18 protein-coding genes and 3 pseudogenes are annotated in these 20,589 nt (G+C 58.0%); 10 read left to right on the forward strand and 11 right to left on the reverse strand.

The window, feature by feature from the left end; translation table 11 throughout:
- Positions 1-268 (forward strand): annotated as a pseudogene (locus BSG20_RS24230) (UPF0149 family protein); the annotation flags it as partial.
- A gap of 263 nt (positions 269-531) precedes the next feature.
- On the opposite strand, the gene BSG20_RS24235 reads toward BSG20_RS24230, so the two are convergent.
- Positions 532-810, reverse strand: a complete 279-nt coding sequence (locus BSG20_RS24235) for a hypothetical protein (RefSeq protein ID WP_072379519.1) — start codon at positions 808-810, stop codon at positions 532-534.
- 46 nt (positions 811-856) lie between these two features.
- On the opposite strand from BSG20_RS24235, the gene ligD reads away from it, so the two are divergent.
- Positions 857-1,906 (forward strand): non-homologous end-joining DNA ligase, encoded by a 1,050-nt coding sequence (gene ligD, locus BSG20_RS24240; protein WP_072379517.1) that lies wholly within the window; start codon positions 857-859, stop codon positions 1,904-1,906.
- Between the two features lie 109 nt (positions 1,907-2,015).
- Here ligD and BSG20_RS24245 read toward each other — a convergent pair whose 3' ends face one another.
- From BSG20_RS24245 to BSG20_RS37705, 3 genes are read right to left on the reverse strand one after another with little or no spacing between them, the layout of a single operon-like run.
- Positions 2,016-2,414 (reverse strand): hypothetical protein, encoded by a 399-nt coding sequence (locus tag BSG20_RS24245; RefSeq protein ID WP_093041421.1) that lies wholly within the window; start codon positions 2,412-2,414, stop codon positions 2,016-2,018.
- Positions 2,411-2,800 carry a hypothetical protein gene (locus tag BSG20_RS24250; protein WP_072379515.1) on the reverse strand — a complete coding sequence of 130 codons (390 nt, stop codon included), beginning with the start codon at positions 2,798-2,800 and terminating at the stop codon, positions 2,411-2,413. The genes BSG20_RS24245 and BSG20_RS24250 overlap by 4 nt, the downstream gene beginning before the upstream one ends.
- Positions 2,801-2,806: 6 nt before the next feature.
- A complete protein-coding gene (locus BSG20_RS37705; protein WP_244541408.1) occupies positions 2,807-4,216 on the reverse strand; it encodes a hypothetical protein in 1,410 nt (469 codons plus the stop codon).
- Positions 4,217-4,549: 333 nt separating this feature from the next.
- Here BSG20_RS37705 and BSG20_RS24260 point away from each other — a divergent pair, with 333 nt between their 5' ends.
- The 5 genes from BSG20_RS24260 to BSG20_RS24280 all read left to right on the forward strand — a co-directional run bounded on the left by BSG20_RS24260 (position 4,550) and on the right by BSG20_RS24280 (position 11,478).
- Positions 4,550-5,260 (forward strand): hypothetical protein, encoded by a 711-nt coding sequence (locus BSG20_RS24260; RefSeq protein ID WP_072379513.1) that lies wholly within the window; start codon positions 4,550-4,552, stop codon positions 5,258-5,260.
- Positions 5,261-5,424: 164 nt separating this feature from the next.
- Positions 5,425-8,349 carry a class I SAM-dependent DNA methyltransferase gene (locus tag BSG20_RS24265; RefSeq protein ID WP_072379511.1) on the forward strand — a complete coding sequence of 975 codons (2,925 nt, stop codon included), beginning with the start codon at positions 5,425-5,427 and terminating at the stop codon, positions 8,347-8,349.
- Between the two features lie 690 nt (positions 8,350-9,039).
- A complete protein-coding gene (locus tag BSG20_RS24270) occupies positions 9,040-9,321 on the forward strand; it encodes a hypothetical protein (protein ID WP_072379509.1) in 282 nt (93 codons plus the stop codon).
- 494 nt (positions 9,322-9,815) lie between these two features.
- On the forward strand, positions 9,816-10,457 hold the full coding sequence (locus tag BSG20_RS24275; RefSeq protein ID WP_072379507.1) for a peroxiredoxin-like family protein: 642 nt from the start codon (positions 9,816-9,818) through the stop codon (positions 10,455-10,457).
- A 160-nt stretch (positions 10,458-10,617) separates the two neighbouring features.
- Entirely contained in the window at positions 10,618-11,478 is an 861-nt protein-coding gene (locus tag BSG20_RS24280; protein WP_167371598.1) for an ABC transporter substrate-binding protein, read from the forward strand.
- Between the two features lie 327 nt (positions 11,479-11,805).
- On the opposite strand, the pseudogene BSG20_RS24290 reads toward BSG20_RS24280, so the two are convergent.
- Positions 11,806-12,303 (reverse strand): annotated as a pseudogene (locus tag BSG20_RS24290) (IS91 family transposase); the annotation flags it as partial.
- 290 nt (positions 12,304-12,593) lie between these two features.
- On the opposite strand from BSG20_RS24290, the gene BSG20_RS24295 reads away from it, so the two are divergent.
- A complete protein-coding gene (locus BSG20_RS24295) occupies positions 12,594-12,800 on the forward strand; it encodes a CsbD family protein (RefSeq protein ID WP_072379501.1) in 207 nt (68 codons plus the stop codon).
- Positions 12,801-12,850: 50 nt separating this feature from the next.
- On the opposite strand, the gene BSG20_RS24300 is transcribed toward BSG20_RS24295, so the two are convergent.
- On the reverse strand, positions 12,851-13,870 hold the full coding sequence (locus tag BSG20_RS24300) for a glycosyltransferase family 2 protein (RefSeq protein WP_072379499.1): 1,020 nt from the start codon (positions 13,868-13,870) through the stop codon (positions 12,851-12,853).
- An 18-nt stretch (positions 13,871-13,888) separates the two neighbouring features.
- Positions 13,889-14,728 (reverse strand): glycosyltransferase family 2 protein, encoded by an 840-nt coding sequence (locus BSG20_RS24305; RefSeq protein ID WP_244541407.1) that lies wholly within the window; start codon positions 14,726-14,728, stop codon positions 13,889-13,891.
- A 307-nt stretch (positions 14,729-15,035) separates the two neighbouring features.
- On the opposite strand from BSG20_RS24305, the gene BSG20_RS24310 reads away from it, so the two are divergent.
- A complete protein-coding gene (locus BSG20_RS24310) occupies positions 15,036-15,221 on the forward strand; it encodes a hypothetical protein (protein WP_072379495.1) in 186 nt (61 codons plus the stop codon).
- Between the two features lie 137 nt (positions 15,222-15,358).
- Here the strand turns inward: BSG20_RS24310 and BSG20_RS24315 are convergent, their stop codons facing one another.
- The gene (locus BSG20_RS24315; protein ID WP_072379493.1) at positions 15,359-17,380 is read right to left on the reverse strand and encodes a methyl-accepting chemotaxis protein; all 2,022 of its coding nucleotides are present in this window, start codon (positions 17,378-17,380) and stop codon (positions 15,359-15,361) included.
- Between the two features lie 615 nt (positions 17,381-17,995).
- Positions 17,996-18,183, reverse strand: a pseudogene (locus BSG20_RS37710) (glycosyl transferase); the annotation flags it as partial.
- Positions 18,184-18,413: 230 nt separating this feature from the next.
- Here BSG20_RS37710 and BSG20_RS24325 point away from each other — a divergent pair.
- Positions 18,414-19,289 carry a transporter substrate-binding domain-containing protein gene (locus BSG20_RS24325; RefSeq protein ID WP_072379489.1) on the forward strand — a complete coding sequence of 292 codons (876 nt, stop codon included), beginning with the start codon at positions 18,414-18,416 and terminating at the stop codon, positions 19,287-19,289.
- A gap of 93 nt (positions 19,290-19,382) precedes the next feature.
- Here the strand turns inward: BSG20_RS24325 and BSG20_RS24330 are convergent, their stop codons facing one another.
- Positions 19,383-19,796: a tellurite resistance TerB family protein gene (locus BSG20_RS24330; RefSeq protein WP_024313135.1), complete on the reverse strand. Its 414-nt coding sequence runs from the start codon at positions 19,794-19,796 to the stop codon at positions 19,383-19,385.
- Positions 19,797-19,849: 53 nt separating this feature from the next.
- Positions 19,850-20,587, reverse strand: coding sequence for a thermonuclease family protein (locus BSG20_RS24335; protein WP_072379487.1), 738 nt, complete (start codon positions 20,585-20,587; stop codon positions 19,850-19,852).
- Positions 20,588-20,589 lie beyond the last annotated feature (2 nt).

The following is a 20,589-nucleotide window of genomic DNA, read 5'->3' on the forward strand; positions in this document are numbered from 1 at the left end:
CCACCGGCCAAGGTTCACCAGGATCGATGACCAGGCCTTTGATCCATTCGATTGGGACCTCTGCTTTCTGCTGGGAACACACTACGCGCCGAGGCTTTGGCAGCCCGTCCTTCAAGGTCATGCCGTCACTGGGGATATCATCGCGCCCATCCGCAAGCTCGGCGACGCAAAACACAAAGCAACCCGCCAGGATGCTGCTGACGTCGCTGAAGCACTTGTCAATATCCGAACCTACTTCATGCCGAAGCGGGCAAAGCAGAAGTTCTGACAAAGGGTGCTATTGCGAAACCGTCAACGCCGAAAGCGGTGGGCTGTTCGTCGCGCTCACGTTCGAGTTTCCCGGTATCTCTTCATTACGACCCCGATTCTTCGAACGGTTGAGTTCAATCATACCGCAGCAAAAAAGGAGCCCCCGCTGTCGCGGTTGCGAGGGCCGAGTCGAGAGTTGACCTTGAAGGGTTTCAATTCTCAAGGCCATTTCTCAACGCTCGAAACTGCTATTCGTTCCCGCTCGCGCAGGTGGCAAAGCCCCTACCGGCAGTGCAATTGCTTCACCTTTTCGTAGGTCCCTTCCACCATCCGAGACGCCTCGCGTGCCGTCGGTGCCCATCCGTGGTGGGGCAAGATGGTTAGTCGCTGCCAGGGTATGTGGTTGATGGCCCAGATCCACTGCCCTCTTTTCGGGCTGGTACGATCCTCCAAGATCCGGCCGAACTGCAAATCCTCATCCCACGCGGCAAAGTCCTGGTGACCTTCCCCCGGCCAGGTCTCGCGCCATTTGTATTTCGGTCGGTATTCGGTGGCGGTCATGTCAAATTGATTATCTTTTTTAAGCTTCGCCTGCTGTAATTATCTGATGGCAAAGTCTCCGCCTTCCAAGCCCCTTGTTGCAGACGACAGGCCGCTTCGCACGCGACCGCGAAAGCCGCGCGATCCGTCGCAGCCGCGCCTGCCCCTAGATCCGATGCCCGCCCGCATCGAGCCCTGCTTGGCACTTTTAAAGCCGAGGCCGCCGATCGGCCCTGATTGGATTTACGAGATCAAATGGGACGGCTATCGCATCGCCGTCCATCTCAACAATGGCAACGTCCGCATTCTCACGCGCGGCGGTCACGATTGGACGCATCGTTTCCCCGCGATCGAGGCTGACGCCAAACGCCTCGGAGTGGGTTCGGCCATCCTTGATGGGGAAGCCGTCGTGCTTGACGAGCAGGGCCGTCCGAACTTCGGCCAGCTTCAGCAATCGCTCGGAGGTCGCGGCGGAAAGCTCAACTCCGGTGCTTCCATCATGTTCGCGTTCGATCTTCTGTATTTCGACGGTCACGATATTCGGAGCCTCGAACTCACTGCCCGTCGATACTTCCTCCGATCGCTCCTGAAGGATGCGCAGGGTTCTATCCGCCTCTCCGAAGATATCGAAGGAGACGGTCGCGAGATCTTCGCCGCCGCCTGCGCGCACGGGTTGGAAGGCGTCATCGCGAAATACAAGGATAGCCCTTATCGATCGGGCAGGTTGGGCGAGTGGGTGAAGGTCAAATGCGTCCAGAGCGACAGCTTCATGATCGTCGGCTACGAGCATTCGCTTTCGGCGAGGGCGGGGATCGGTAGCCTGTTGCTAGCGGCCCGCAAGGGGAACGACTGGATCTATGTCGGCTCCGTCGGGACTGGCTTCAACGAGCGCAATGCAGAATATCTCCGGAAGACGCTCGATAGGATCAAGCGCAAGACGCCACCCGTCGAGTATGGGGGTCGGCGCAAAAACCTCGTGTGGGTTCAGCCAACGCTTATTGCTGAGATCGAATATCGCGCCTGGACGCATGACGGAAAGTTACGGCATGCCTCATATAAAGGCCTTCGAGAGGTACAGGATAACGCTGGTGTTTATGAAATCGTGCCAGGTCCGTGAGACATCGCGCGCGAAAAGCATAATGATCAGGCGAACTGTCGCTGTGCCTCACAATTTCGCAAGACTATGATTTTGTTCGCTTGCCGTACTCCGGCATGGGGCGCCATCGTCATTCCTCGTTTTCATCTTCGGCTTCTAGCTTGTTCCATTCCTCGACGAAGACGTCGGTGATCCAGTAATTCTTTCCGTGAAGATACCTAAAATATCTTTGCCGGAAGGCAGCCATCGAGGTCTCGAATTGGACCATCGTCAAAACAGCGTCGCTCAGCTGAGGTAGCGCCTCATCATCTAGCAGCTCGAGGTATTTTCCTGTTGGCTCGTCTTTGAGAATCCCGAGCATGTCCGTCAAAACGCGGTTAACGATCTTGACCTTGCCGGCGCTCATTGTCGCCTCTGGCTTTTTTCGGCAGAGCTCTCGAACTTCTTTGAGAACACCCTCAAATATCTGGCTTGTCGACCCGTAGATATCCACGGCCTCATCGGATGTGACGTAGTCGAAGTCGGTCACTTCTTTACTCCTCCAACCTTTGTAGGTGGCTTCGCATCAATGTCGGTTGGCTTGCCGTCCACCAGATAACGCCAAGAATGCGCGTGGATGGCCACGTTGTCCGACCTAAACCGTTCTGCCTGCTCCATATATTGCGCGAGAATCATAGTGACGTCGCTATTGCTCGGCAAAGCCTCTTCCTCAAACTGCTCGAAATGATCGAACGGTCTGTAGCGCCCCTGCAAGATGTCGTTTCCTGTGGCAATTACCTTATTCACCAGCTTAAGTTTGAATAAGTTCAGCCCATCGTTCGGCGATTTCTTTGCGAGCTGGGTGATTTCGCTATGCATCCCCTCAAGCTGGACTATAAGCTTTTCAAGGCGTTCTACTTCTTCTCTCGTTTTCATAGTTCCTCACGGGCACTTCGATCTGAATTCACTATATTTTTTCACGATCACGTCTAGCGGATCGCGCTGTTTGCTCTCAAAGAGTTCCACCATCTGAGCAAGGTCTGCGTCAGTGATAGTTACAATGGCTTTGCGCTGGCCTGACCAAAGGTCAATCGTCCGCGACATCTCAGCCTTCTTAAGTGGATTTCTAGTTATGAAGAGACCAAACCGGCCCAATTCTTCAGCTAAGTATCGGTTGAGCTGGTCGACATGAATCCGCTCAACTGCTGCAACGTTTTTTAGCTCCATCGTTATCTGACGAGACCCGTACGTCGCGAACATATCCTGAAGAAATGGTGTCGAGGCAGTGTTGTAGAAGATCAGATCGCGGATACTGACGCCGCTGTCGGTTCGTGCTTGTTCCTGCGCAAAATCTAGCTTTGGGTAGAACAGTGACGGCAACAGTTGGCCTACAAGTGCCTCGTACTTCCTGTCAGCGTTTTCATCTTTTCCGGTAGGCAGCTTCTGGATTGCTGAGAACTTCTTCTTGGCGGAGGTCACCGGGATCTGTGAAAAAAGTGGATCATTTTTGCAGTCCTCAAACGATAGTTCTTTTGCGGAAATGTAGGTGTCAACCGCGCCATAATTGTCGCGGTTGTATTCCAAGACTTCGACCCGGGTCAGCTCTTCGCCCTTGTGAGCTATGTTGTCTTGTGGGCAGTAGCTCTGGAAATAGTCGTCGTAGTTAAGCCACGGTACAAAGCGTAGCCAACGCTTCGGTACAAATATTAAGGGGCTACCATCGATGGGATTTAACGGCAGTTCAACCTTTTGGACCTCGAATTGGTTCTTTCTGTAGTTGTAGACGTTTTTCACGTCGACCAATTGGCGCTGAAGTCCAAGTTTTTGGCACTGTTGGATGGTAAAATCGATCAGGAACGATTTCAAAAAGTTGCAGCTGATGTCGCTGATTCTGTCTTTAGAGATGCCGTCAACAAAAAGCTGGATCTCCTCGAAGTGTCTAAAGCCTGCCTGACTGTAGCGGGGCACTTGCTCAAACAGAGAAAGGATTTCTTTCGCTTTTGCGGGCCCGATACGCTTGCCGGTACGAGTTGCCGATGTGCCAAGCCCGACTTCATCGCATTCTGAGGCGGCGATGAGGGCCGCCATAGCCTCATGCTCCTTTCCCTTCTGGGCGAGATGACCCAAGTGATTGAAAGCATTCACCAAGCTCGTGTGAAGTGCGTTGTCTTGATGAGAAGGTGAGCGCCACAAAAGGAACGGATCAAGATATAAGGGAACGTCCTCGTCTAGGAACGGAATAGCAAAATCAAGTTCCGCTTGAGAACTCAGAATTCCATAGTGATCGGTAAGGCGCGGTCTTATCAATGGCATTTGGATGAACGGACTTAGCTGGACTTTGATCGCCTGCACTCTCCTTACAAACGGAAAATAGTCAATACTTCAGATTCTAATGCAAGTTGCGCAAGACCCTTGCCGCCGGAAAGCCTCAGAGGCTGTTTCAAAGGATGGCCTGTCGTGGCCTTGTTTGCTCTGGCGGACCGTTTAGGTGGACAGAAGTGGAACAGGCGCGAACAAACGTCCTGCCCTGTGCCGGCATTGTTGGGTTTTTTGGAAGACATCGCCGTTCGGGACGTGGGGCACTCATCTCAGAATTGGGATAGCACAAAGTCTTCTTGCTCGTCCCACTTGTATCTTTGATGCGGTCAAATACGGTGGCGCCCAGTACGCTTCGGGGGGGCAGCGATGTATCAAGACTGTAGTACTGTGGTGGAAATCGCGCGTCTCTTAAAGGAGACGCCGTGGCTGGAGTGGGCGCGTGCGATTTTCGACCTTGTGAAAGGCGTCGCGTGGCCAGCGACGCTTCTGGCGGCTGCGCTTCTTTTCAGAGATCAAATCCGTGAGAAGATCCGCGATTTGCGCAAAGCCGGCCCTACAGGCGCGGAATTTGATCCTGCGCAGTCGCATGCGCCGGCAACAGAGCCTAGCACTGAGATTACGACAATCTCGCCCACTACGGTGACGCCCACTGGAGGCGGAGAGACGATTGTCCATAGCTTTTCGACTATAACCACCGTCGGAAATCAGCTTTTGCAGCAGGTCGAAGGGTTGCCGCTTGAACAGCGGGTGACTGTACTTGTCAGCCGGTTAGCTGAAGCACGTGTGATCTCACAATTTGAGTTCATTTGGGGCCTTATATTCCAGTCGCAGATCACCTTCCTACGCAGGCTAAGTGTCGTGCCGATGGTGCGTTCGGAAGCAATGGCATTTTATGAGGAAAACGCCCGAAGCAAGTTTACGGAGTTGGCTGAGTGGGACTTCGATAAGTGGGCAAAGTTTCTTTTCAACCAAGCATTGATCGAGGAGGCAGGATCCAATATCGCTATTACGGGTCCTGGTCGAGATTTCATAACTTGGGTGGATCTTGCTAAGGCCACGCTCGGGCGCAGTTTCTAGCGGCTAAAGCGGCTGGGCCCTTTTCCAAAAACATGTCGGTCGCTCACGGGCCTCTCTGGAAAGAATAGATGCCATGCGAGATGATTGCTGCGTGCCCCCGATCTGCTACTAAGATGTCGAATATCATCGGGGGATCACACGCCCCATACTTTGCTCTGGATAACATGACGCCTCACGAATTTCTGACAAAATGGCGCGCCAACGAACTGAAGGAACGCTCAGCCTCGCAGAGTCACTTCAACGATCTGTGCAAGTTGCTCGGCATCCTCGACCCTGTCACAACCGACCCAACCGGGGAATGGTTTACCTTCGAGAAGGGGGCGACCAAAACAAGCGGCGGCGAGGGCTGGGCCGATGTCTGGCGCAAGGGATGTTTCGCCTGGGAATATAAGGGGCGCCACGCCAACCTCGACAAGGCCAATGCCCAGCTGCTGCAATATGCCGTGGCGCTGGAGAACCCGCCGCTGCTGATCGTGTCCGACATGGCCCGGATCGTCATCCGGACCAATTGGACCAACAGCGTTCAGGAAAAACACGAGTTCGCGCTTGAGGATCTCGTTGACGGCGCGGTGCGCGACCGGATCAAGGCAGCCTTCGTCGATCCCGAAGCGTTCCGGCCCAAGAAGTCGCGGCAGGAGCTGACCGAGGAGACCGCCGCGGAGTTCGCCGGGTTGGCGCAGCGGCTGCGCGAGCGCGGCCACGAGGCGCACCAAGTGGCGCATTTCGTCAACCGGCTGGTGTTCTGTATGTTTGCCGAGGATGTTGGGCTGTTGCCCGACAATCTATTCACGAAGATGCTGGAGGTGAGCCGGCGAAATCCGGCCGAGTTCTCGCAAAACGCCGCGACGCTGTTCGGCGCGATGGCGCGCCCGGGTGGCAAAGTGGGCTTCACTGCGATCGAATGGTTCAACGGCGGCCTGTTCGAGGACGATGCCGTGCTGCCGATGGACGCGGACGACATCGACCAGCTGCTGCGTGCGGCCCGGCGCGACTGGTCGCAGATCGACCCGTCGATCCTCGGCACGCTGTTCGAGCGCGGGCTTGATCCCGCCAAGCGCAGTCAGTTGGGCGCGCACTACACCGATCGCGACAAGATCATGATGATCGTGCGGCCGGTGATCATCGAACAGCTGGAAGCTGAATGGGCCGAAGCGCTGGCGCGCATGGCCGCGCTGGTGGACAACGCGCCACGGCAGACAAAGGAGAAGCTGCTGCGCGGTGCCGAGCTCGGCAAACGCACGCGCGCGCTTGCCGAGGCGACCGCGATCCACGAGACCTTCGTAGAGCGGCTGGCGAACTTCCGCGTGCTCGATCCCGCCTGCGGATCGGGCAACTTTCTTTATGTTGCGCTGCGTGCGCTCAAGGACATCGAGCATCGCGCAAACCTCGACGCCGAGGCGCTCGGACTGCCGCGCGGCTTCCCGCGGGTTGGCCCCGAATGCGTCCTAGGGATCGAGCTAAATCCCTATGCCGCCGAGCTGGCACGGGTCTCGGTATGGATCGGTGAAATCCAGTGGATGCGCCGAAACGGCTTCGATGCGGCAAAGAACCCGATCCTGCGGCCGTTGGACACGATCGAGTGCCGAGACGCGGTGCTGAGCGACGATGGCGCAAAGACGGAATGGCCCGAAGCGGACGTGGTGATCGGCAATCCACCCTTCCTGGGCAATAAGAAGATGATCGCCGAGCTGGGCGAGGACTATACCCGCGCGCTGCGAAAGGCGTGGCCGGAGGTGTCCGGCGGGGTTGATCTCGTCTGCTACTGGTTCGCTAAGGCTTGGGCTATGATGGGTAGCGGGCGGCTACAACGCGCGGGGCTAGTCACTACCAACAGCATTAGAGGCGGTGCAAATCGAGAAGTGCTCAAGCCGGTCGTCGAGCATGGCCGCATCTTCGACGCATGGAGCGACGAAGAGTGGACCGTCGACGGTGCGTCGGTGCGCGTGTCGCTCGTATGCTTCACCCAGCAAGGTGAAGGAACAGCTGCGCTCAACGGGAAGCAGGTCAATAAGGTTCATGCCGACCTGACGGGACAGAGTGGCGGAACCGATCTCACGTCAGCTGACCGCCTTCCGCAAAATCGCAACGTCGCGTTCCAAGGTCCGGTGAAAGTTGGACCATTTGACGTTGAAGGTGATCTCGCTCGAAGGTGGCTGCAGATGCCAGTGAACCCGAATGGACGATCTAACGGCGACGTAGTTCGACCGTTATTGAACGGCATGGACATTACTCGGCGTACGTCCGACCGATGGATCGTTGATTTTGGTTCGGCAACTGAGGCTGAGTCGGCCATGTATGAGGCGCCGTTCGAGCACATTCTTGCAACGGTAAAGCCGTTAAGAGATGAAAACCGTAGAGATAGGCGGCGGTTGCTCTGGTGGCAGCACGGCGAAACGGTACCCGGCATCAAGCGAACGATAGCAGGCCGAAGTCGGGCAATCTTTACCCCAAGGGTGGCTAAGCACCGACTTTTTGTTTGGGCTGGGCCCACGGTTGTTCCCGATTCCGCCGTGGTCATCGTAGCCCGCGACGACGATACCAGCTTCGGGATCCTCCACTCGCGCTTCCACGAACTGTGGTCGCTGCGCATGGGCACGTTCCTCGGAGTGGGCAACGATCCGCGCTATACGCCCTCGACCACTTTCGAGACCTTCCCTTTCCCCGAAGGCCTGACGCCCGCCATCCCCGCTTCCGATTATGCCGCGGATCCACGCGCGCAGGCGATCGCCGCTGCGGCGGCGAGGCTCAACGAACTGCGCGAGAATTGGCTCAATCCCGCCGATTTGGTGGTGCGCGAGCCCGAAGTCGTGCCCGGCTATCCCGACCGCATCCTGTCGAAGGACGAGGATGCAGCGAAGGAGCTCAGGAAGCGCACGCTCACCAATCTCTACAATGTCCGGCCGCGATGGCTGGCCAATGCCCATGCGGCGCTCGATGCCGCGGTGGCCGATGCCTATGGTTGGGGTGACGACTGGCGCGCGGGGCTGACCGATGAAGAGATCCTGGCTCGCCTGTTTCGCTTAAACCAGCAGCGTGCTTCCACTAGTCGAACTGACATCCCCTCACCAGTCGTTCCAGCGGAAAGCTGACGAGCCGCATTTGGTCATCTGGCGCGGAAGGTCCGGCCGGTTCACATCAACGAAGGGCAGCTATTTGCTGCTCGCCACGTGAAACCTGCCGGTTGCCTAACGTGCCCCAATTCGGTCATCCATCGCAGGCGAGCCCAGGTCCGGTATTGGCAAAGCGGTCTAATGATGCTTGGAACTGCCCGCCTGCGGACAGCACGATTTGGTGCGATTCAACAGGAGCTTGGGAGTGCGTTGAAACGTCCAGTGTTTTACACCCCCATTGATCTTATTCGACAATTTCCCACAGAAAAACCGCTGTTTTACAGATAAGTTATTGCAATTCCAGTAAAAGATCGAGCTTCCCAAGCTGAATACGAGGGTTCGATTCCCTTCACCCGCTCCAGCAACTCCAATAACTTAAGTATCGCGGCGTTACACTCGTTTGACTGCCGTTTCACTTGCGAGATTCGGCGCGGGCCTCAGCAATCTTGCGGCTCGCTTCGCCTCGGCTATACTTCTTCGTCATCTTGACCGTCGAATGGGGGTAAGATTACTCGCCATTTCGAGCGATCCGGTCGCCTCGACGGTCTCGGATACAGCGCCTGCGCGGATATCCGTTGACCAGACATTCTTGGGAACGCCGGCGGCGTCACGAACCGTTCGGAATTTCTCCGCATATCGGTTCTAGGGCTTGCCATAGGCATCACCGAGATGCAGGAAGTCGAAAACGTTGACGCGCAAATCGGCAAGTCCGAATTTATGATCAAGCCGGGTAGCTTGCTCGCTGTCACAATCTTCGAAGCGGAAAAGATTGCTGGTGAACTCGTTCGGCGAGCGAATATCGATGCTGCCGATGCGTCACGGGCCTTGCATCTGATCGCGTTGCTAAACCGTAAACTTCATTTGGGGTGTTGGCATGACGCGGAAATCGAAAGCGGCTTAGGAGGCTTGCAAGGGGGCAAGATGGACTGGACGCTTTTTCAAAAAACATAATGATTACGTGGCAAGATCAAGTGTCCAGCCGCGCGCTAACCGTATTGTTTTGTTTGGTTTCGGGGCCTCGGCTCTGGATGAAATGCGTTCAAAGAGTCACACGGGCCGGCCTACCGTGGGGAGCCTGGAACCCGAGAGTAGTGTGGGTTGCGCTGTCCAATAGCAGCTAAGCAACGAAGTGCCCATGGTCTAGCCTCCTTTCATCAGATCACGAAAGGAAAGTCATGAAGAAGCGGGTCGCACAAGTTTCAGACGCTAAACAGGGGAATGACGCGTGTCTGGAAGTCCATTCGGCCTCGCCGCCGTGTCTTCCCATGGCATGGATCACGATTCGCTGTTTACCGCTTGTCCGCGGGCCAATTTGAGGCCATTCTCAGATCGGATCCTGGCGGTGCGGTAAGACGAGAGGTCAGGCCTTGCAACGCTCAATCTCGACCTCGAAGCACATGCCGTGGCGCCTTTTCTCGACTGATCCCTGAGCGAGGAGGTTGTCCATGTCCACGCGCTATGTCGACCATCCGCTACAACCGGGCGACCGGGCCCCGAACGTTGTGTTTGATGCGATCTCGCGCGAGGGGAAGATCGCACTTGATGATTTTCGTGGCCGCAGCCCATTGTTGATCGGTTTGTTTCGAGGCCTACATTGTCCGTTCTGCCGGCGCCATGTCGCGGCCATGGCACATCTCAACCCGATGCTGCGTGAGAAAGGCGTCCAATCCCTGGCGGTGGTAAACACACCGGTCGAACGCGCGCGGCTCTATTTCCGTTACCATCCGATACCCGATCTTCTTGCTGCTTCCGACCCGGTACGGGCTTCGCACCAAGCCTTCGGCTTACGCGAGGTCGGGATCGACACGGTCATGGCGATACGGATCGATCTTCCCGGCGAGTTGCCCGAGCCTATGGGCGTGATGGCAATGGACGAATTTCTCAACAAGAAGGAAGGATATCAGATTACGGAAGCCGATCAGCAGATGATGACTGCCGACCAGGGGCAGCTTGTCGGTCAGTTCCTAATCGATCGGGAGGGCATCGTACGCTGGAGCTTCACTGAAGTTCTGGAGGCTGGGCTCCAAACATTCAAGGCACCGAATTCCGCGGAATTGATGTCCGTAGCTTCCCAAGTCGCACATTAACAACGAAAAAGGCCGAAAGCTGCTGTCGGCGGGATCAGACCGCTCCGTCGGCTGCTTGCAATGCAGACCCTGAACTCGGAAGATTGTTGCCCACAGGCGTCGCATCACGGAGGACACAATGCAGCCTCACCTCCCTGCACGGATTGGAGTGCTTCTACCTGTGCCCGGCAATGATCAATTCCTGGCATCGTTGCGGGATGGTCTGCGGGACGTTGGCTGGTTCGACAAGGGTGCCTTTTCCCTCGAAGTCCGTCAGGCAGATGGGACGGTCGCGGCGTTCCGGCGTCTCGGCAGCGAGCTAGCCGCGCTTCCGATCGATGTGGTGGTCACCGCTTCGACGGCCGCGGCGACCGCCCTTGCGCAGGTGATGACGACCACACCGATCGTCTTTGTCGGCACCTTCGATCCGGTCGCGGCGGGCCTCGTCGCCAGCTTGGATCACCCAGGCCGGAATCTGACAGGAATTGCTGGATTTCAGGCAGATATCGCGGCCAAATGGGTGTCCCACCTCAAGGAGATCGCCCCAGGCGTCACTCGTCTGGCAATCTTCTCCAATCCGGCCTCGGTCTCGCCTGCCGCGCTCGCCGGGTGGAAGGCCGTCGCGTCTCAGAGCGCGGAAATCGGCGAGGTCCACGTCGATACCGTGAACGATATCGAACGTGCCGCTGCCGACGTTGCAGGAGATACCCGCGCCGGCATGATTGTGGTGCCCCACACGTTTCCCTTTGCGAACCGCAAAGCGGTGGTGGAAGCGATGGCGAAGCACCGGGTGCCAGCCATATACGGCATCGCCGAAATGGTCAGGAGCGGCGGGCTGGTCAGCTACGGGCAGGATCTCGGCACCCAATGGCGCATGTCCGCCGTGTACATCGACAAAATCGTGCGGGGAGCAAGGCCCGGCGATCTGCCCGTTCAGTACGCGGCACAGTACGCCCTGGCGATCAATAAGGGGGCTGCGACTGCACTAGGACTCGTCGTTCCAAAAGCCATGATCGAGCGAGCTGATGAAGTTGTCGAATAAGGAAGCGAAAACGCTGAAGGACAGCTGTCGTGAAGAGTTTCGGGCGTCGGCAGGCGTACGAAAGTCCCCGAGGAAGGAACCCGCGGGCCACAGTTGAAGGCTATGGAGATTTCAATCTGCGGCTCATATTCGCGATCGCACGATGGCAGCCAGTGAGCGGGATTATGGACACTGACAGGCCGCTTCGTTGTACGTATGCGTGGTTCTTCTGGCCTGTCACTACTTTCGTCACGACCCTGTCGGCGGCGATGATCACCACGGACGCATGTGGGTCGGTTGCCGGAGGCGTGATGCCTGCGGCTGAAGTCTTGACCATGCCATGCCGGGTCATGAAGCCGTCTCCCGGTTCGTCGCCGGCGCATCCGGCGGCCCGCGCGGCTGCCTCCAGCGTTCAAACACCTCGATGACGATCATTCGTCCGCCGCAGCAGGGGCATGGCGGGCGGAAGTCATCCTGTTCGCCTGGTGTGCCGTCATCGACCGGTGCGGCGACGTGCAGGAGTTCGCGCGCGAGCGCGAGGCTGGTCTTGCGGGCTGAGCCGGCGAGCAGGCCGTAATGCCGGATGCGGTGGAAGCCGCGCGGCAAGACATGGAGCAGGAAGCGGCGGATGAACTCATCGACCGCGAGCGTCATGATCTGCTGCCGGTCGCAGCCGTCGCGGCGGAAGTCCTTATAGCGGAAGGTGACGCCAGTTTCGTCGAAGGTGATCAGGCGGCGGTTCGAGATTGCGACCCGGTGGGTATAGCGCGACAGATAGGCAAGAACGGCCTCAGGACCCGCGAACGGCGCCTTCGCATAGACCACCCAGCGTTTCTTTCGGACCGGCGTTCTTGGCTTCTGCAACCCCCTCGTTTTACACCCCCACTGATATTATTCGACAATCTCCGACAGAAATAGCCCTGTTTTACAGTTAAGCCTTTGAAATGACGGGAACAGGTCGAGCTTCCCAAGCTGAATACGAGCGTTCGCTTCCCGCTCCACGAATGCCACAGGGCGCATCGCCGACAACGCAGAAAGCAAAAAGATCCTGATCGCTACCTGACGGAGCGAAGCGGCGGAACACTCTTATGCCGCGGCCGTTTAATCTTCAGTCCAACAAGCAAGGAGAAAGCGCTATGGATTGGAACCGCGTCGAAGGAAACTGGAAGCAGATGAAGGGCAAGATCAAGGAGCAGTGGGGCAAACTCACTGATGACGACCTTGATCAGATTGCCGGCAGGCGCGACCAGTTGGAAGGCAAAATCCAGGAACGCTACGGTATCGCCCGCGATCGCGCGCGGCAAGACATCGACGATTGGTACGGCAATCAGACTTGGCATTGACCACGACGAGCCCGGAGCCAACCCTCCGGGCTTTCCGCGTCATGCCAGCTTCACGATAGGAAGTTGATCTTGGTCATGAAGCCGCGATCGATCAGTTGCTGCGGCCCGTCATAGCGAATCGACTGACCGTAGCTGAAGTCGATTTCCCCTTCGCGATGAAGCACATCCATCATCTTCTGGTAGTGCTCGGAAGAATTATAGTGCTGCTTGCCCTCAGCTGCTTCGGTTATCTTGGCCTTGTAATTGGCAAAGAATTTGAAGTGCAGGATGGCGCCCCAGACAGACGGGAAATTGCGGCTATAGGGCAACGGCTGGTGGAGGCTGCTTCCGAAAAGGCATGTTCTGTCCCAGTAGATCAACGGGTACTTGATAAGCTCGTTGCCCTCTCCGAATTTTCTGCCCCGCGGCCCGCCCCTGACACTGACGCCTCGCTTCTTGATCGTTGACACATAACTGTCACCATCAAAATAACGCGAGAACTGCCACGGCTTGTCGACAGAAAATGGGCGCGCGCCGACTTCGCTCAGCTTGGGATACATATCCAGCATAGGCGCCGCCATTCGCTTGAGGTTTTGAGCTTCAAGCGTGCGGATAAGTGATGGCAACGGTTGGCTGAAGCAATCATCGTAGACAAGGAATTCATCGGAATCGACATTCAGATACCATCGATCGAGACCATACCTGGAGAACAGGTTTTCCCTCCAATTTCGGCCCCGCCGTGCTTCGCCAAATCTCACGGGCGAGGTCCAAGCGTCAACGTCCGGCTCATTTAGGAGAGCCTCCCTTGTACCGTCAGTCGAAACGTCGTCAACGCAGATGAACCGCGTCACGCCCAGCTGGCGATAGTGCTGAATGAATGCGTTTAAAAGAACAGCGTCGTTATGGGTGACAAAGACAAGGGGCACATCTGCTGACGTGAGGGGCCTGATCTCGCGAACTGGCTGGATGGTTACATCAACTCGACTGCGCCTCTCGCGGCGTGTTACCCGAAATGTGTCATAGCCCGTCTGGAGGCGATCGAGGAAAGAGCGCGCAAGATCGGGCGCGCCGGAGGGAAATGGGTAGTTCATGAGCGGGACACAGGACTCCTAGAATATCCAAAGCAGCTTATAGCGCGTTTTCCGGCGTGCATCGTTCCAACACATCCTGAAAAACTTCGCTTTCGTCAAAAGACCCGTCGGTGGCAGTTTGTCGACCAGGCGGTAGCAGCCAAGGGTGTATGTCAGTCGTTGGGAGAGCTTATCACGAAACCCCTTCGCCCCATACCTTTGCTCGGAACCCGATCCTTCCCTGAAGTCCAAGGTGGGGCCGGGAACATAGGCGACCAGATCGCGAACGACAAATTCCGAGAGGACATAAGAGGCGAAGCCCCAAGGATTGCCCAGTTCGTACCAGCGCGCCATCAATATATCGACCGACCGCGATCTGAACATGCCGTAGATCCACTCGGACGGAAATGTCAGGTTGCGTGGTACGCGACCTTTTGCATACGACTCCTGAAAGTTGAATATGTTGGCTGCCGGTTTCTTGAGCTTGAAGCCTTGGGCATTGAAGCTCTTTGTCGAGCAGGCGGCAAGCAACTTTGCGTCGTCGGCATCGAGCGCCTCGACCAGCTTTCCCAAGAAATCTCGAGATGAAAGATCGTCGGCTGCCCGAAGGCAAAAATAGTTTGCCGCCTCAGCGCCGAGCTTCACGGCCTTGGCGAAGTTCGCCTCGGCACTCAGATGGGTTTCGTTTGATATGACGGAAAAGCGGGCATCTTCCTCGCAGAAGCGCTGCGCCACCTGCAATGTCTCATCTGTTGAGCAGTTATTGAGGATAATGGCCTGGAAATCGCCGAAGTCCTGACCCGCGATTGACTGCAAGCTCTCTCGCAGGGTCATTGCGCCGTTGTAGACCGGAAACATCACCACAACTCTGGCATTCATCGGCAAGACACCACGATAGAACCATTAATCGAAAAAAAGTTGCCGATTCCACGCGCGGCACCGGCTTCCCAGCTTTGGGTTCCCGCTGATTTATCCCCTTGCCAGGGAAATGCAACGACCACGTAGCCAGCCTACTTTGATCGCCTTGCAACACCGCGAAAGGATGCCCTTAAGAGGTCGGCTCGCAGAAAATTTCGATAGTTGACAATCCTCTAATAAACATAGTTAATTTTTAACTATTCTCCGATATCACGGGAACGCAGACGACCCCTTGGTCGTTGTCGGCATGATCAGGAGGAGTGGCAGCATGCTTTTGAAGATTTTCACGGCAAAGCGCGAAATCCGGGACAATGGCGATACCGGCACCTATGCGGATGGCTACCATACGCCGGAAGTGCCTCTTGCGTCGGCGCGCGATGACGATCGTACTTCCTATGAGCGCGATTATGGTCGCGGTCGCAAGGTAGAACAGATTCCGCTCGGGTTTGCCTGAGTTCTCTTTTTGTGTCGCCTCCCGGCGCGAGCTTGCGCGTAGCAGCGGAGCCATGGCTTGCTGGCTGAAGTCAGAAGACGATAATTGAAAAAGGGCGGCAATGAGCCGCCCTTCGTCTTTTGTGTCGTTTGGTTGGATCAGAATTCCGTCCAGTCGGCGTCGTCGCGCGTGCTGGAAGGAGCGCTACCAGCACTGAAGGCGCTTGCAAGCTTCTGCCCGAGCGCCCGAGCCGGCGAGTTGGAGGGGCGTGTGATGCCTGACGTGGCGATGCGGACGGGCGCCTTTCTGGCTGCGATCGGCGGCACGACCGGGCGTGGGGCGGAATGGATCGGAGTGCTCTGGAGTGGAACGCCGGCGACGGTCGCGCTGAACCCGCCGGTGCCGGTGAGCTTGAACTGGTCGAGCAGATTGTTCAGTGCCGCCGCTTCCGTCGCGAGTTTGTGGCTCGCGGCGGTGCTTTCTTCCACCATAGCCGCATTCTTCTGTGTTCCCTGGTCCAGCGTGTTCACGGCCGTGTTGATCTCGTGCAAGCCGGTCGATTGCTCGCGGGCGGCTTCCGCGATCGCGTCGACGTGCTGGTTGATCTCCTGGACTTCATGAACGATGGCATCTAGCGCCTTGCCGGTTTCGCCGACAAGCGACACGCCCGTCTGCACATGGCCGCCTGACGCGGTGATCAGCGACTTGATCTCCCTGGCGGCGTTGGCCGAGCGCTGCGCGAGTTCGCGCACTTCCTGGGCAACGACGGCAAAGCCCTTGCCGGCCTCACCGGCGCGGGCGGCCTCGACGCCTGCGTTGAGTGCGAGAAGGTTCGTCTGGAAGGCGATGTCGTCGATGACGCCGATGATGTTGCCGATCTCCGTCGAGGACTGCTCGATCTGCTGCATGGCGTTGACTGCCTTGCGCACGACCTGGCCGGACTTTTCGGCACCCGCCCGCATGCGGGCAACGAGGCCGCGTGCTTCATCGGCGCGTCTGGCAGCATCCTTCACCGTGGTGGTGATCTCCTCAAGTGCGGCTGCCGTCTCCTCGACGGAGGCTGCCTGCTGCTCCGTGCGCTTTGAAAGCTCGTCTGCGGCGGCGCGGATCTCGCTTGCGCCTGCAGTGATGGAGCGGGCGTTGGCGCCGACCGTCTGCATGGTGTCGTTCAGCCGCAGGACCGAGTTGTTGAAATCTTGCCGCAGCGTGTCAAGATCGCCAACAAAAGCTGTGTCGATCCGTGATGCGAGGTCCCCGTCGGCCAGTCGGCGCAAGCCGTCGCCAAGCGCGCCAACCGCGCGTGAGAGGTCTGCGGCGTCGGTCGCGCGCTGCGCCTCGCGCTCGCGGCGTTCGCTGTCACTGAGATTGCGGTTCCTCTCGGCCTCGCTCTCGAGCCGGAGGCGCTCGACGGCGTTGTCGCGGAAGACGGCAACGGCGCCGGCCATTTGGCCGATTTCGTCGCGACGATCAAGGCCGTCGATGGCGCTCTGCGTATCGCCCCGCGCGAGCTGTGTCATCCGATCACGCAGACGGGCCATGGGGGCAGTGATCCCCGCTTGAGCGACCCATACGCTAAGGCCGAGCGCGCCCAACACAGCAAGGCCGATCAGCGCGAAACAGAAGGTTATGCGCTGGTTGACCGTGGAGGAAAGCGCATCGCCGCCGTCGTTCAGCAACGCCATCAGCGCGTCGTTGTTGGCGATCATTTTCGGCGTGACCGCGTTAAGCTTGGCGTTCAGCATGCTGGCCGCAAGCTGCGCGCCAGCGCTGTCCTTTGCCTTGGCGAGGTCGACGACCTTGCTGGAAAGCGCTTCCATCTCGCCAATGCCGACAAGAATGTCGTCGATTGCCTGCTTGCGGCTTGGAACAAGGGCGGCGGCCTGTTCGAGACGTTCGCGCGCCTGAGGCATCTTGCTTGGCGTTGCGAGCGCCGTATTGAAAGCGGGCGTGTCCGGCTTGAGGCCGGCGATCAGCGTCACCTGAAGCACGGCGGCGATTGCCGAAGCGCTGGCGCGCGATGCTTGCATGGCAGCCATCGCCTCGTCGTCGATAAAGGCACTGTAGGCGGCGTCGGCACCGCGAAATTCCTTGATGACATAAACGAGGCCGCCGAGGGCGATCGCTCCGAGAAGCGCGACGACAGATATGATCTTCGTTGGGATTTTGAAATTCTTCAGCATGGATATATCCAGTCGCTTCATCCGGCCAATGGCGGGCCGGCGATAAAAGCATTTTAAGAGGCAGGGCATGACGCATGATACGGCATGGTGGGATGCCTTGAAGGCTCGACATGCGCATCATGCGTTCGGCCCGCGAGCCGGCGTCGTCCCGGCGAATAGAATGGGACATTGTTTAATGCGCCCCTAACGCTTACTGCCTGTCCCAGGAAAAATTTGGACGGTGCCGCCTAGTGCTGAGCGGCGCTAAGTGCGACGCAACCTCTCAGGCGTGGTGACGGGCGCATGAGGCGTCCTGTCCCAGAAGAAGGGTCTTCTCGGCAGCTCGAAAAGCGCGCGCCATACCGCGACCGAAATCATCAGCCAATAGAGCGGGACATAGATCCATCGCTAGCCGACGCTGCGCCTTTCGTCTCGCAGCATCACCACCCTGCCGAGCAGCAGAAAGAGCCCGTAGCCTGCCCCCATGTTGGTAAGATCAAGCAGGACGAGCGCGCCTCGCTGTTGTCGGCGGTTGGAAGCCGAGCGCCAGGTAGCCGGCGATGGTGACCAGAAGCATGATCAGCCAAGGATGGGTCAGCGAGTAGGCTGGAGCATCAGGAGGCTGCCGGCGCCGGCCAGCGCATAGTTCAACGCTTTGGGTTTCGTACGCGGATGGGCAGGCGGCACCTCGACGATCTCGAATTGCGGCCAAGCGCTTAGACCTCAGCCGCGATCGTCGCATGATCGTCCGCCTCGCACACCAGCTTGATATCGAGCCTCGAAGCTTGCCAGTTCGGCCGACCAAGCGCCTTGACGAGCTGAGCCGCCGGGCGATTGTCGGCTTGCCGATCCCGAGTTGCAGCAGAACCTCTGCTTCCTGCTGGTAAGAATCGGTCGCCACGCGCGCCGGTGGCGTCGGCGCGTCATGGCGAATTGTACGATCATCCAAAGAGCGCGCGGTCGTCGATCCCGCCCGGCGCATATTCCCCGAGACGCATGATTCTGATACACCGTTTCCAGAATGGCAGTGCATGCTTCCCCGAGGCGGATCACAATGGTGCAATTTAAACTAGCATCCCTGAATCTTAAGGGGCTATGCAGCTTTTGGCTATGTCTGGTTGTATGTTTTTGCCCGCTCTCGCTGTTCGCCCAGCAGGCGGCGCCGAGCTTGCCGCTGCTTTTCGATTCCAGGGAGCGCCTTGCAAAGCCGGACCTTTCGTCGCTCGTGCGCCTGCGGTTCCTGACGACGATCGATTTTCCGCCGTTCAACTTTACGGATCAGAACGGCAAGCTTGCCGGCTTCAACATCGATCTCGCCCGCGAGATCTGCAATGAACTAGAGATTGCTAGCAAATGCCAGATCCAGGCACTGCCATTCGTTGACCTGAATGCTGCGTTGGCAGCATCGCAAGGCGATGCCGTCATCGCCGGCATTGCCGTCAGCGAGGAGTTACGGCGGCAATTCGCCTTTTCTCGCCCGTATCTGATGCTGCCCGCCCGCTTTGTTCGAAACTTGAAGGCTCCCATCAAGGGTGAAGATGCCAGTGTTCTGGCCGACCATTCGGTGGGCGTCGTCAACAAGACGGCGCACGAGGCCATGCTGTCCGCCTATTTCCCGACGGTGAAGCTCGTACCCTTCGACAGCAAGGATGCCCTTTTGGTGGCATTGAGAGAGGGCAAGGTGGAGGCTGCCTTCGCGGATTCCCTCCAGCTTTCGTTCTGGGTTTCGTCACAGGCTTCGGCGAAATGCTGCGCGCTATTCGACGGGCCCTATCTCTCCGAGCAGTTTCTGGGCGAAGGCATGACGATTATGCTGCGTCAGAAGGACGATGTTCTGACGGCAGCGCTCGACCATGCGCTGGCAGCGCTGTCGCGCAGTGGCCGCCTGCAGGAAATCTACCTGCGCTATTTCCCTTACGGCTTGTACTAAAGCGCGCCGCGATCTTTCAGATTCGCCGCGCTTAGTTTTGTTTTTGTGCAGTTCTTTATCTCGAAACCGGTTCCCACTTTCGGGAGACATGCGTTAGCCCTTGCGAAAGCGGGCGATCGCGCTGCGCTCGATGGCGGCGCAGGTCAGCTTGTCGAGGCCGAGGCGGTCGCGCAGCAGGCTGAGCAGGCGCAACTCTTCCGCCTTGACCGAGAGATCGGCCGAGGCAACTTCGACAGCTAGGGCGTAGGCTGTGTCGTAGAGGCGCGAAGGCAGCGTGTCCTTGACGGTTTCAAGCACGATGTCGAGACCCTCGGGACCGGCCAGCAATGCTGCGCAGTCACGCGCAACAGAAATCAGCTTCTCGTCGTCGAAATCATGGAAGACCGGCAGGAAGCCGATCAGTTGGCCGATGCGCTCCATCTCGCGATCGTTCATCGTGCTGTCGACGGCGGATGCCATCACCATCACGTAGATCAATGCGTCGTGGGCGGAAAGCGGCTTGTTCATATCTCGATGATCCCTCTTAAACGAGCTCAGAGTCTAGGAACTGGCCAGCGACATTACAAGCCGTCAAGCGGTAGATCGGAAGGCAGATTCTCGGGGATGCTGGTTTCTGTGGCGCTGCGAGGGTCGTCACCATAAAGGCCTTTGCCTGTCTGCCTTGCCTTCTCGCCGACTTCGGCAAGCGCAGATCCCTTTTCAGCCTCGGCCCAGCCGTTTTCGACGAGCCACTGCGAAATGTCCTGCGTGCCGATCCTGCAGGCGGCGGTAACCGTGCCGGTCCACTCACTGCTGTCGAGATCGCAGCGGACGGTTCTGAGGCGCAGAAACAGCCGCACATTGGTCTTCGCCAGCATTCCGCATGGCCATTCCCGGCCTTTGCTGTCGGTGCATATCTTGTCTGCTGGCGTAGGATTGATGCCGGCAAGCTGCAGGCGGCGTTCGCCAAACGCCAACACGCCCGCACTTTCGGCGACGGGGCGAACGAGGTTCACGTCCTTGTCTTCGGCAATTCTTGCCGGTTGCTCCGGCTCTGCTGCCGCAATGCGCTCCAGTGGCTTGCCGTCGACGACGGCTGGGTAAAACTGGCTGACGTCGTCGACGTGCCGCGCATTCATGCTGGCTTCGGGATTTGTCGTTGGTCGCGCTGCGGCGGCGGGAGGCGGCACATGCAAATCCGTCGGAGCTGCAGTCTCCTCCGGATCAATGGCCGAGCCAAGCCGCTCTCCGCCCGCCGCTATGAGGCCGGCAACAGTTCCGATCCCTGCAATAGCCGTCAGAATTGCCGCGGGACGCATGG

The organism is Rhizobium tibeticum (assembly GCF_900110205.1).
In the GTDB taxonomy this organism is placed as follows: domain Bacteria; phylum Pseudomonadota; class Alphaproteobacteria; order Rhizobiales; family Rhizobiaceae; genus Rhizobium; species Rhizobium tibeticum.